Annotated in this window: 8 protein-coding genes; all 8 read left to right on the plus strand. The window is 54.6% G+C overall.

The genetic code is table 11. From position 1 onward, the window contains the following. Positions 1–34 precede the first annotated feature (34 nt). Positions 35–916: a carbohydrate ABC transporter permease gene (locus EJQ19_RS15555; RefSeq protein ID WP_206438427.1), complete on the plus strand. Its 882-nt coding sequence runs from the start codon at positions 35–37 to the stop codon at positions 914–916. Beyond that, the gene (locus tag EJQ19_RS15560; protein WP_126142146.1) at positions 916–1770 is read left to right on the plus strand and encodes a carbohydrate ABC transporter permease; all 855 of its coding nucleotides are present in this window, start codon (positions 916–918) and stop codon (positions 1768–1770) included. The genes EJQ19_RS15555 and EJQ19_RS15560 overlap by 1 nt, the downstream gene beginning before the upstream one ends. 33 nt (positions 1771–1803) lie before the next feature. Next, entirely contained in the window at positions 1804–3435 is a 1632-nt protein-coding gene (locus EJQ19_RS15565; RefSeq protein WP_126142147.1) for a response regulator transcription factor, read from the plus strand. 110 nt (positions 3436–3545) lie between these two features. Next, the gene (locus EJQ19_RS15570; protein ID WP_126142148.1) at positions 3546–7526 is read left to right on the plus strand and encodes an endo-alpha-N-acetylgalactosaminidase family protein; all 3981 of its coding nucleotides are present in this window, start codon (positions 3546–3548) and stop codon (positions 7524–7526) included. Between the two features lie 141 nt (positions 7527–7667). After that, positions 7668–9224: a spore germination protein gene (locus EJQ19_RS15575; protein ID WP_338143334.1), complete on the plus strand. Its 1557-nt coding sequence runs from the start codon at positions 7668–7670 to the stop codon at positions 9222–9224. Positions 9225–9228: 4 nt separating this feature from the next. Next, positions 9229–10335, plus strand: a complete 1107-nt coding sequence (locus tag EJQ19_RS15580; RefSeq protein WP_126142149.1) for a GerAB/ArcD/ProY family transporter — start codon at positions 9229–9231, stop codon at positions 10333–10335. Continuing rightward, a complete protein-coding gene (locus tag EJQ19_RS15585; protein WP_126142150.1) occupies positions 10332–11522 on the plus strand; it encodes a Ger(x)C family spore germination protein in 1191 nt (396 codons plus the stop codon). The genes EJQ19_RS15580 and EJQ19_RS15585 overlap by 4 nt, the downstream gene beginning before the upstream one ends. Before the next feature lie 517 nt (positions 11523–12039). Then, a complete protein-coding gene (locus tag EJQ19_RS15590; protein WP_206438428.1) occupies positions 12040–13287 on the plus strand; it encodes a carbohydrate-binding protein in 1248 nt (415 codons plus the stop codon). Positions 13288–14020: the final 733 nt, after the last annotated feature.

The raw sequence follows: 14020 nt of genomic DNA on the forward strand, positions 1-14020 counted from the left end.
TTTTTATACCCAGAACGCGCAAGGAGTGAGTGAAGTGAGCTATACGCTGCAGAAAAAAATCATCATCGGATCGTTCCTGTTCGTCCCGGTATCGCTGATGCTGTTGTTCCTCATCTATCCGACGTTTCAATTGTTCCGGTACAGCTTTACGAATTGGGACGGCTACAGCCCCGCTCTGTCATACATTGGGCTGGATAATTACCATAAGCTGCTGTTCGATTTTCCAGATGCGTGGAAAGCGATCGGCAATAACGGCATCTATTTCATCATCCACCTGCTGTTCATCCCCGTCGAACTCATGATGGCCGTGCTTCTGAACCGCACGATGCGGGGAAGCGCGTTTTTCCGGTTTACGGTGCTGATGCCCTACATTATTAACGGGATCGCCGTCGCCTACATGTTCAGCTATATTTACAGTCCCGTGAGTGGGCCGCTCAATGTGCTGCTGAAGAGCCTTGGGCTCCAATCCCTCATTACCGGCTGGCTGAGCAACCTCCATGTGGTCAATTATTCGCTGGTCGCCGTCTCGCTATGGCGCTTCAGCGGTGTGCATATTATTCTCATGCTGGCGGGCCTGCAATCCATTCCCCAGGATCTGTACGAAGCGGCCAAAATGGACGGTGCCGGCTTCTGGCTGCAGCTGCGCCACATTACGCTGCCAGGCATCCGGCGGGTCATGGAAATGATCCTGTTCCTGAACATCTCCGGCGCCCTGCTGCAGTATGACATTCCTTACGTCATGACAGGCGGCGGACCGGGAACGGCCAGTTCCACGTTCGGTTTGTTCTCGTTGCAAACGGCGTTTACCTACAATAACTACGGACTCGCCTCGGCGATGGCGGTATCTCTGCTTTTCCTGATTATCGTCTTCTCCGCCCTACAAAACTGGATTATTAAAGACAGGAGCGAAGCCTAATGCCTACGCTGCGTGCAGACGCCAAACGCCAATTGCTCGGAGGCGCGGTGTACTATATACTTTTTATCAGCATGTGTGTGATCGTCTTTATTCCGATTCTGCTCGTCGTATTCGGCTCGTTCAAAACGAACACGGAGCTGGGAGCGACCTCCCCTTTTTCCTTGATGCCTAAGAATCTGCTCTACTGGGATAACTACGTGCATGCTTTCAAGGAAGGTCATATTCTTCTCGGCTTGCGCAATACGCTTGTCATGGTGGTCGTGAGTATCCTCGGCAATGCGTTGCTGGGCACGATGACCGCCTACATTATGAACCGTTTCGATTTTAAGATGAAAAAAGCCGTCCTGCTGCTCTTTGTCGTCGCCATGATCATCCCCAGTTATACTACGGAAATTGCCCGTTTTCAGCTGATTCATGCTATGGGGCTCTACAATACGCTTGGCGCGCCGCTCTTGATTTATATAGGCACGGATATTATGCAAATCTACATCTACATGCAATTTCTCGAAAAGATTTCGCCGCAGCTCGATGAGAGCGCCATGATGGACGGGGCCTCGTACTTTCGGGTGTTCCGGTCGATTATTTTTCCGCTGCTGCTGCCGGCGACGGCGACCTTGGGCATTCTCAAAAGCGTGACGATCATGAACGACATTTATGTGCAGAACTTGTATATGCCGCGAAAAGAACTGCTCACGCTGCCAACCGCCCTGATGTCGTTTGTCGGGGAGCGCACGTCCGATCTGGCTTCGCTCTGCGCCGGCATTATTCTGGTGCTGCTGCCCAGCGTGCTGTTCTATCTCGTGTTTCAACGCTTCATCTTCCAGGGATTGATGGATGGCGCAGTGAAGGGCTGATCTCGCTTAACTTCTCTCAAAGGAGGAACCTCCATGATCAACATGATGATTGTCGATGATGAACCGCTCGTCCGCCTTGCCATGCATCGGCTGATTGACTGGGATGCTTTCGGCATCCGCATTGTCTGCGAAGCGGCCGACGGCAGCGAGGCGCTGGCCCAGCTTCGGCAGCGCAGCGACATCGACCTGCTGCTCGCCGATATTCAGATGCCCCGGCTCAGCGGGATCGAGCTGCTCAAGGCGCTGGGGGAACCCGACGTTCCACGGCGTCCTGTCACGATCATGCTAAGCGCTTACAGCGATTATAGTTATGTCCGGGAAGCGTTCCTGCTCGGCGCGCTGGACTACATTGTCAAAGCGGACATGGAGGAAGCGCACATCGTGCCGGTGATCGAGAAGGCCGTGCAGGAGGTGGCGCGCCTGCACGAGGGGACGGCTTCCGCGCAGGAGGGCAGCCAAGCGGCGTCTGCGCGTGCTCCCTGGGAGAAGGAAGCGTTTCTGCAAGAGCTGCTGGCGTTTGATCCCCAAGGGGAAGCGCCGGCGATTGATCGCACCCGGTTGGCCGAGACCGCGCTTGTGCACGAGAAGAATCAGGTGGTGATCGTCATACAGCCTGCGGGCTCGCTCGATCTCGCGAAGACGCAGGGCTTTGTTCAGCAAACGATGCAGACGGTGCTGCACGAGCTGTCCATCCTCCACGAAATCGTGCGCCTGGAGGATGGCGGGTATGCGCTGCTTTGCGTCTTCCCGCACGACCGCAGCGAATCCGCGATACGCGCTAAAGTAAGCAGCGCGCTCTCGCTGATGCAAACGCGCCTGCTCCAGTTCGTCAACGCCGCCGTCTCCGCCGGCGTAAGCGATCTCGGCAGCGGCTGCGCGCGCTGGAGCCGTTTGGTCCGCCAGGCGGCTCAGCTGGCGGCGATGAGCTATTACGAGGGAACCGGCAAGCTAATGTTCCCGGAATTGGCCCTTGCCCCCGCAGCCGGGGGCAAGGCGCAGCTGTGGGAGGAGCTGAAGGCGATACGCCTCAGCCTCCCGCAAGCGCTGAAGCAGCCGGACGAAGGCGAATGGCTGCGGGTGTTCGGGCAGCTGGAGAAGCGGCTGCCCGGTGCAAGGCCGGAGCCGCCGTCGGCGCTGCGAGCGTTTTTCGGCGACGTTGTGTGGGACATCGGCGCGGTGCTCTACGCCAAGGGCATCCGCATCGAGGACGTGCAGCCGTCGGCGCTCAGCCCTTTGCAGGCGGTGAAGCAGCTCGATACGTGCGCGGACACGCTGAACTACTTGCGCTCGCTGTTGCAGCGGGTGCACACGCATCTGCATGACGGCAAGGGAAATGCACTTCGTTTCTCCCCGCCCGTCGCCGCCGCCAAAAAGTTCCTCGACCTCCACTTCCGCGAGGAGGTCAACCAAACGCTGATCAGCGACATGGTCGGCGTCAGCGAGAGCTATTTGAGCAAGCAGTTCGTGAAGGAAGTGGGCAGCAACTTCATCCACTACTTGACGAACCTGCGGATCGAGGAAGCGAAGCGGCTCCTAGCCCATGGCCACCGAATCGCAGACGTTTCGGAAGAAATCGGCTACTTTAATCCGGAGCATTTTAGCCGTATTTTCAAGAAAGTGACCGGCTTTAGTCCGAAGGTGTATCGAGATCAGACGAGGTCGTGATCAAGCTTATCAAAAAATATCATCTTTAAACAAAATGTATCAAGCCTTCGGCGGCCCCCTCCCTGCTATAGTTAAGGAGAAGTCCATCACAATCCGAAGGAGAGGATGAAATGATAACTCGAAGACCCCGACGATTTTCGCAAAAATTAAGCATCGCCCTGTCCGCCCTCTTAGCTTTACAGGCTGCGCCCGCTATCAGTCCCTTCGCCACCGGGTTTTACCGCACGGCGAGCGCAGCCACCCAATCCATCGCATCTTCCGTCTTGCGCGTGGATGTGGATACCTCGTTTCCCCAGGTATCCCAGTATACATGGCTGACGAATGGTGCTGTGATGTACGGGTCGGAGGATACGCTGAATCAGATGATCATTAACGGAACTGCCTACACCCCCACCGTCGCCTTCTCATCTCCCTCATCAGACACTGCATTGTATACGCTTACATTCGCTTCGCTGCAAGTTGTCTTAACGATTCAAATGAAAGTCGTGAACAACACGCTCTTATGGGACGTCACCCATATCGCCGAAAATGGCACCGCCAAGGTTGCCACATTGGAAATCCGCAACCATAACTTGCTCGCCGTTCGCAGCACGCAGTCCGGCGCCGCTTTTGCAGGAAGCCGCATGTACACAGCCGTCACCGGGTCCGGTGATACGTTCAAAACCGTCACCGGCTCCCCGGCTGCCGACAGTGCGGCGGTCGATTACATGTATGGATTTCTGAACACCAGTCAGCTCGCCGGCGGGCTCTGGACGAACGCCGTCTCCGAGAATGCGGATAACGACGGGCGGGTGAAGGAGCAGACGGTAGCCAAAACCGGCTACTCGCGCACGGGTCTCTGGAGCGGCGCCTGGATCTACCGGGCCAGCGACATGACGACGCCGGATCCCCTGCCCAGCGCCAAGGTTGCCATTACGCCGGACGCCAACGGCGACGGCAGCGTGGATTGGCAGGACGGCGCCATCGCCTTCCGCAGCATCATGAACAATCCGCTCGGCGCTGACAAAGTACCGGATCTCGTCGTGCAGCGGATTCCGATGAATTTTGCGAGCCAGGCGACGAACCCGTTTACCAAGACGCTTGACGAGACGAAGCGCATCTATAACGCCACCGACGGACTCGGCCAAATGGTGCTGCTCAAGGGCTATGGCTCGGAAGGCCATGATTCCGGGCACCCGGACTATGGCGACATCGGCCAGCGCCAAGGCGGCGCCGAGGATTTGAACACACTCGTCAATGCTGGAAGCGCCTACAATGCGTTCTACGGCGTCCATATTAACGGGACCGAATCGTATCCGGAGGCGCAGGCGTTCAATGAGACACTCGTGAACAAAACGGCGCCAGGCTGGGACTGGCTGGACGCTTCGTACTATATCAACAAGCGGTACGATTCCACTTCCGGCAGCCGGTTGTCGCGCCTACAGCAGCTTAAGAATCAGGTGCCGAACCTCGGCTACATTTATATCGACGTATGGCAGTCGAACGGCTGGGACAGCCGCCAGGCGGCACGGGAAGTGAATTCCCTGGGCTGGCCGCTCGCGACGGAGTTCCCTTCCGATCACGAGTACAACAGCATCTGGAACCATTGGGCCGTCGATTATAATTACGGCGGATCGAACATCAAAGGCTTCAACAGCCAGATCGCCCGCTTCCTGCGCAACCACCAAAAGGATACCTGGATTGCCCGCGACCCGCTGCTCGGCGGTACGGAGCTCTCCGCTTATGAAGGCTGGCAGGGAAAAACAAGCTTCGATGCCATGATTAACATGACGTTCGGGACGGATCTGCCGACGAAGTATTTGCAGCATTTTCCGATTCAGAAATGGACGGCGAACACGATTAACCTCACCGGCAATGTCACCGTCAGCAATACCAGCGGCACGCGGGTCATCACGAAGGATGGGCGTACAATCCTGAACGGCAGCGCCTACCTGCTCCCTTGGAACCCCGACACGGAAGACAAATTGTATCACTGGAACGCTGCGGGGGGCAGCACGGCTTGGCAGCTGCCGGCCAGTTGGGCGGGGCTGAGCACGGTCAAGCTGTACCAGCTCTCGGATCAGGGCCGGACGCTCGTCAGCGATCTCGCCGTGACCGGAAATCAGATCACGATTCCGGCAGCGGCGAATACGGCCTATGTTGTGTATAAAGGAGCGGCTTCCTCCTCTGCCGTCAGCTCTTATGGCGAAGGCGCCGGCGTGCAGGACCCCGGCTTTAATCGAGGGAATCTGTCCGCTTGGGCCGTGGCCGGCACGGGAGCATCCGTCTCGCGGAACACCAACGGCCAGTACGAGCTCAAAATCGGCAGCGCCTCGAGCACGACCACGGTCAGCCAGACCTTGACCGGCCTGACGCCCGGTACTTACTATGCATCCGTTTATGTCTCGACCAGCAGCGGACGGAAGGTTTACCTCGGCGTGAAAGACTACGGCGGCGCCGATGTTAACACGTATGCGGACAGCTCCTTGTGGAAAAATTACATTGCCGCCGACGCCAAACGGGATACGACGATGCAGCGCATGTACGTCTGGTTCGATGTGCCGGCCGGTTCGACCACCGCCACGCTGTATTTGCGCACAGACTCCGGTTCGTCTTCGGTGACTTTCGACGATGTGCGGCTGGAGCGCAGCGTTCGCACTCCGAACCCGGACAATGCCTACTTCGTGCAGGACTTTGAACATGTGCCGGACGGCTGGTATCCGTTCATCAAAGGCGCAGCCGGCGGTGTCAACGATCCGCGAACGCACCTGATGAGGCTGCACGCGCCGTTCACGCAAAAAGGCTGGAACGGACGGCCGATTGACGATGTCCTGGGCGGCAGCTGGTCGCTGATGGCGCATAAGGAATCCGCGGGCCTTCTCTACCAGACGATTCCGCAGACGCTGCGCTTTGTGCCGGGGACGACGTATACGGTCACCTTCAGCTACGAGAATCAAGCCGCCGGCGATTACGCTTTCCTTGTCGGCGACGGGACGGCGACCGTTTCCTCCACGCCTTTGAGCGCGGCGGCTTCACCGACCACCTTCACAAAGGTATTCACAGCGGGCGCCTCCGGCAACAGCTGGATCGGGATTCAAAAGGTGAACGGCAACAGTACCGACTTCATCATGGATGATCTGAAAGTGACGGTTGGCGGCACGGCCCCGGCTGATCCGACGCTGATTCCGCAAGGGCAGATGACTGCCTTGGCGACAAGCGAGGAAACCGGCAGCGACAACAATGCGGCGGCTAATGTGCTGGACGGGAATCTGTCCACGATCTGGCATACGAAGTGGAACTTATCCAACCCGCTCCCGCAGTCGATCACGTTGAATCTCGGCGGCAGCTACGCCGTGAACCAAATTCGCGTGATGCCGAGACAGGACGGCAGTACCAATGGCAATATCACCGGCTACAAGGTGTATACAAGCACCGATGGCAGCGCGTTTATGCTGGCTGCTAGCGGAACATGGGCGAACGACGCTTCGGAGAAAAGCGCGGCCTTTCCTGCCTTGACCGCCAGCTACGTGCGCCTGGAGGCGACTGCGGGCAGTGGCGGTTGGGCGTCTGCAGCGGAAATCAATATCTTTAAGGCCGGTGGATCTTCCGCCTATACGCAGGATTTCAACAGCGGCCTGGGCGGCTGGAACCGCGTGCTGGGCACCGGAACTGTCTCGCCCGTCTCGAACGGCCTTGCGATCGTTGCGAATAATAGCTCGACCGTTGTCGTCGACAGCAATTCGCCGGCCAAGGCGGACGGCGTCTACACGTTCAAAGTGACGCCGCAAAATGCAAACGGCCGCTTCCAGGCCGTGTTCCGGTACAGCGGCACTAGCACATGGGCTGCTCTCGGCTACGACGTCGGCACATCGTGGGCGTGGACGAACGGCGCCGGCCAGTACGGCAACTTTACAGGCCCTGCGTTAGCTAGCGGCACCACTTATACCGTAAAGATCCAGTTCACCGGATCGACCGTCACGCTGTGGGTGGACGGCTCGCAGGTGTATACAGGATCGATTGCCGGTTTGCCGACAACTGCCGGGCAGATCGGGTTCCGCAGCTGGAACGCGGGAAATATGTTGTTTGACGATGTCGTCTATAGCGACAACTAGAATTGATAGGAGCCCTTTCCACTTTCAAACGGAAAGGGCTTTTTTCTCGCCCTACGGAATCAGCACCGTCCGCGAACAATGGTTTTATTTCTCCCGGATTTGGGGATAACTGATGGAAAGGTGACAGAAAGAAGGACTGCCGTGCTTTTTAAATATCTCTTATCCCGAAAAAGCTGGGAGCACTCGCGGCAGCAAGCGGCTGCTCCCGGTTCAGGCATGACGCCAATATTCAGTCAAATGTCAGACAATTCCGCCTGGATTAAAGATGCGCTTGGCGCTCCTACCGATTTAGTCATCCGGACATTTACAATCGGACAAGCCGCGCATCCTTGTACGGTTGTTTGCATCGATGGTCTTGTCGATAAGGTGACGATTTACGAAGAGTTGATCAAGCCGTTGCTGGTGTACTTTTCCGATTACGGCATTACTTCAATGGATGAGTTTGCGAAGCAGGTCGCTTCAGTTATTGTAGCGAATCTAGATACGGAAGCTTCCCGTACGTTAGAGGATGCCGTTAACACCGTATTAGCCGGCAACTGCGTACTCTTCATCGATGGCCTTGCGCAGATGTTCAGTATTGACAGTCAAGGCTGGAAAAGCAGGGGCATCGAAGAGCCGCAAACCGAGTCTGTCATTCGCGGGCCGCACGAAGGCTTTATTGAGGATCTTCGATCCAATACTGCGCTGCTGCGCAGACGGCTGCGCGACCCCAGACTCCGGCTCCGGACTTACAAGCTGGGCCTCCGTTCCAAAAGGCAGGTTGTGCTAGCCTACATTGAAGATATTATTCAGCCGGAAATCGTCCAGGAAGCCGATCGAAGATTGAACAGTATTTCGATTGATGATATTGCTGGCTCGGCGACCGTTGAACACTGGATTGCGGACAGCTTTCTTAGCCCTTTCCCGCTCATCTCCAATACAGAAAGACCTGACAAAGTGTCCGGTGCCTTGCTGCAGGGCCGTGCCGCCATCTTAGTCGACGGCGATCCGTTCGTGCTCATTCTTCCCATCTCGTTCGTATCCAACATTCATTCGCCGGAGGATTTCTACCAGAACTGGCTGATTTCTACCCTCACCCGGGTGCTGCGGGTATTCTCCGGGTTTATCGCGACCTTCCTGCCTGCGCTTTATATTGCACTGTTGGAATATCATCATGGGATGATTCCCTCGAAGCTGGCTTTTTCCATTGCCGGCTCCAGGGAAGGTGTTCCGTTTCCCGCAGTCGTCGAGGCGTTCATGATGGAGACAACGCTCGAGTTACTGCGGGAAGCCGGGGTGCGGTTGCCCAAAGCGATCGGTCAAACGATCGGCATTGTCGGCGGTCTGGTCATCGGCGAGGCAGCGGTGACTGCGGGGATCGTCAGTCCGGTCATGGTCATTGTCGTGGCCGTTACCGCAATCGCCTCGTTTTCTTTTCCATCTTATTCGTTTGCCATTTCACTGCGCATGATCCGGTTTGCCATCATGATTGCCGCGGCTGCCTTTGGCCTGTACGGCATCATTCTTGCGTTCATCATGATCAGCATCCACTTTGTCAACTTGCGGAGCTTTGGCATCCCGTATTCAGCGCCTGCGGCGCCTTTTTTTGCCAAAGATATGAAAGATACCGTTGTGCGTGCGCCACTCACCTTTATGGAGGAACGCCCCGAGACTATGAAACCGCTGGATACAAAGCGTTTGAAGAAAGAAGGGCGGTGATGCGATGAACACGAATTCTGACAGCTACACCGAAGAGATACGTGTGTTGGATATGGTCGTTACCGTCACTTCCATGGTCGTCGGCGTTGGCATCCTGACCTTGCCCAGGGTAATTGCCAAAACGACCCAAGCCTCTGACGGATGGATCTCGATTCTGGGAGCAGGTCTTCTCTTACTGACTGCTGCTTACATTTTGGCTAAATATGCCGGCCTTTATTACAAGGAAGGATTCTTCGCTTTTACATCAAGACTCGTCAGCAAGCCCATCGCCGCGCTCCTTGTAGGCAGTCTTTCTGTGTACTATATCTGCTTCAGCGCTTACGTCATCCGGGCGATTGCCAATATTTCCAAGCAGTATTTATTTGAGCGCACGCCTGTTGAAGTCGTCGCTTTAATTTTTTTACTGGTCCTGGTGTACAGCGTCGCCGGATCCCGTATTGGGATCATTCGACTCAATATGATGTTTCTGCCGATTGTTTTATTTATGATTGGCATTGTGCTGCTGTTTAGCTTAGACATTTTCCAAGTGAAGTCGTTAAAGCCATTTTTCGTGAGCGATTGGAAGGGCTTGTTAACCGCGGCGAAAAACTCGGTTCCTTCCTTTTTGGGCTTTGAGTTGATTCTTTTCTACATCAGCATGATGCGGAATCCCCACAAAGCCCCTAAAGCAGTGCTGATTGGCGTTGCCATTCCGATGGTGCTGTATATCGCCGTTTATCTAATTTGCGTAGGCGTTTTTACCCAATATGCCCTCAAAGAAATCGACTATCCGTCCATTGAGCTCGCCAAGGAAATTCAAATTCCAGGGGAGTTTTTCGAGCGATTCGAATCGATCTTTTTTACGATATGGGTGATGACGATCTTTAATACGGCCTGCATGGCAATCGATCTTGCGGTGTACAATTTCAGCTCACTCTTTCCCAAGCTGCCCCACAAGAAATCGGTTTTCATCCTAAGCCCCTTCATTTACTTCTTGAGCATGGTGCCTAAGAATGTCACGCAGTTTGGTAGATTAGGGGATTATGTCAGCTATATTGGCCTGTTGGTAGGTATCATGATCCCCTGCCTGCTGTATGCGGTAGCCAAAATACGCGGAGTGAAGCAGCTATGAGGAAACTGTTGTGGATTGCGTTGATCATGTTCCTGCTTCTACTACCCGGCTGCTGGGATCGCGTTGAGATTGATCAGCGCGGATTTGTCACCGGCGTGGCTGTGGATCAAGGTGCACAGCGCGACGACGAACAAGGTCAGACAGCCAAGACGACAAAATACTTCGGTACTTACCAGATTATCATCCCTGCCGGGCTGAAACAGACAAGCGGCACCAGCGGTACAGCCGGTACAACCAAAGGAGGTACGTATTTTAACCTTGGCGCATCCGGGAATACGATGCCTGCGATTACAGCCAAAATTGCCTCGGAAACGAGCCGTTCGCCGTATTTTGAACATCTCCAGATTATTGTAATCTCTTCCGAGCTCTTGCGGACGCCCACCAGTTTAGCGGATATTCTGGACTATTTCTTGCGGAACAATGAAATTCGGCGCGGTGTCAAAATATTAATTAGCGAAGGGCCAGCCAAAAAAGTATTATCCATCGATGCTAAGAATGAAAAGTATCCCATCAACTATGTCGAATCGACGATCAACAACATTAAAAACAATAACAACATGGTTCCTGCAACCCGCATCGGCGATCTGCATGAGCAGCTTATTAAAGATGTCAGTTACACCATTCAAAAAGTGAGTTCCTCTGGCGGCGGTATCTCGCTTACGGGAGCTGCGGTGTTCTCGCCCCAGAACCAGTTCATCGGATTCTTGAACAACGAAGAGACCCTTGGCCTCAACTTGCTGAAAGGAGATGTCCGAGGCGGCGATCTTGAAACCCAAGTAGAAGGGCAGCTTATTAATTTCACCTTCGACAACGAGAACAGCCGATTCCGTGCGGTCATCGCCGACAACAAGGTCCAAAAGCTGATTGTCTCTATCAAAGCAGAGGGCAGTCTGAACAAATCCTCCCACGAGTTCGATCTCACGGATGAGAAAATCGTGAATCTCCTTGAGCAAGAAGTTGAACATCGCGTTGAACAGGTTAGTTTGAACACCATCAGTGTCCTGCAGAAAAAATATAAAAAAGATGTCGTCGGCTTAGGCGAATATTTGAACCAAAATCACTACAGGCAGTGGAAAACCATGGAAAAGGATTGGAACGATGGCGATCATCTGTTCTCAACCATGGATATTGAAGTGCATGTTCAGGTTGCGATTCGCCGAATCGGAGATATTAATAGAAGCGAGTGATAAGCCATATGCTTCAAGCTTTTGTACACATGCTGCCATCCTGGGATGTATTTCTCTGCACAGCGCTTGCTTTTGTCATCCCCTACTCCATTAATAAGGTCAACGAAATCCTGCATAAATACGGCGATCCACCGTGGAAACAATAAGCGAAATCGGCAAGAATCCAAAGATAAACGGCTCCACCGTCATTTCACGGACGGAAGCGTTACCGATGGCATAGAGCCACTTCGAGGATAAACTTTGCTGATATGTTTAAAAAATGCAAAGTGCGTTTCGAGCCCTCGCCATGAAAACGGATGCCTTTCCAAATATCGGATAGTAGTGGGTCTACGGCTCCGCAGCTACAATAGAAATGAGCAAAACACCAAGAACTGGCGGCCTTCCGTTTTCTTGGTGTTTTTGTTAGCTCAATGGAGAGGAGGAGAATGCACGAACTTGCTGGGTAAGGATCGAAAAGTCACCGAGAACAGCTCGCATGCATTGCCCGTTGGACCCAATAACGATTAGGAGGAATGTTATGAAAGTCAAAATTTTTCTGCTTGCGCTTGTCTTGTTTATTGTGATGGGATCCGTCCAGGCGATGGCGGCCCCAAAGTATAATACATTTGAGCGGCCCGCGAGAGGAAGCGCTTACACTTTGGCACAATGGGGCATTGACGGCTGGAGTGCGCCGTGGGACTTCGGCATGAGCACGAGAACGTGGATGGACGGCTACAATTTCAATCATTCAGGGGGCCAGTCGCTTCGCGTCTTTTATCCTGCAGGGCAAATCGATCCGCCTAACTCCGGCGCACAGGCTCCATTTGATATTACGCCTGGACAGGAATATTATTTGTCATACTGGGTGCGGTTCAGCAGTGACTTCAGTTGGGGCACGACCGAGCATGCAGGCAAATTAGGACTCGGTCTCGCCGGCGGCGGCGCATGTTCGGGCGGCATTCCCTGCACCGGCTATAACGGTTTCACGTCCCGGATGATTTGGCGTGCGGGCGGTCAGGCAGCAATCTACTACTATCATATGGACGACGCCGGCCAATACGGTGACTATGCCATACTCAAAAACAACGGTGCCGACATCTATTACCCCCGTGGCACCTGGGTCAACATCGTACAGCGCCTGAAGGTGAATACCGTGACGGCCGGTAACGCCAACCCCGACGGCGAAATTCAAATCTGGTACAACGGCGTCTCGGCCGCCAACATTACTGGCTTGCGCTTTGTCCGCAACGGCGACTTGGTCGACAAAGCGTACTTCTCCTCCTTCTTCGGCGGGGCCACCTCCGCCTTCGCGCCACAGAACGATTCTTACATCTGGTATGACGATTTGAAGGTGTCTACCAACAAGAACGACATCTGCGAATTGAGTCCTGGCGGCTGCTTCACCCGCACATTTCAGGCGGAGAGTTATAACGCCATGAGCGGCGTCATGACCGAAACGACGCCGGATACCGGTGGCGGGCAAAACGTCGGCGGCATCGACAACCAGGATTGGATCGCGTTTACGGGCGTCAATATCCCGACGTCTGGTCGATATTTGGTCGAGTACCGGATCGCAACGCCCAACGACGGTGGCAAACTGTCGCTTGACCTGAACGGCGGCGCTACCGTCCTGGGCGAGATCAATATCCCGAATACTGGCAGCTTCTCCACGTATCGAACCGTCTCGCACGAGGTGAATATTTCTGCCGGCACCTACCAGTTCGGCCTCTACGCCGTCACCGGCGGATTCGATATCAACTGGTGGAAAATCACGAAGCTGTATTAGGCGCAGCAGCCGCTTGGCGCTGGGCGACGGCTTAACAGGGCCGGCTCTTCGGAGCCGGCCACCGCTGTTGGGGCGGACGGCTCCGGCGACTTCCGTCTACCTTTCCGTATTCCTGCGCACCCTTGCTATACAGCATCATACCACTATAGGTCTGATTTCTAATCCTCTTCCCCCATCGCATTCCTGATCCAACTCCACCTTTTGTACTCCTCTTCCTCGTCCTTCACAACTTTCCATCTACCTTCGCCTTCCCGCAGACCTCTCACCTCTCCATCTACCTTCGCATCCCCGCCGACCTCTCACCTCTCCATCAACCCTCGCACTCCCAACGACCTCTCCACCTTCCATCTACCTTCGCATTCCCACCGCCCTCTCACCTCTCTATCTACCCTCGCACTCACGTCGACCTCTCCACTTTCCATCTACCCTCGCATTCCCACCGCCCTCTCCGCTTTCCATCTACCTTCGCATCCCCACCGACCTCTCCACTCTCCATCCTCTACCCTAACATTCCCGCCGCTTCCGCCGCTTTCCCACTGAACCTGCAAAACCTACAGGAAGTTCCCCCGTAAACGGTGCAAATTAGCTCTAATCTTGTAAAAACTACATTAAAATCTCCACATGTCCGCCCAAAACGCCTCATTTGAAGCCCTACGCACCAAATTTGCTGTATAAAATGCAGGATGACCCTCGAAAATCGCACCAATCCCGTGATTTTGCTGTACAAAATGCA

This window comes from Paenibacillus whitsoniae, assembly GCF_003955665.1.
GTDB classification, from domain to species: Bacteria; Bacillota; Bacilli; order Paenibacillales; family NBRC-103111; genus Paenibacillus_E; species Paenibacillus_E whitsoniae.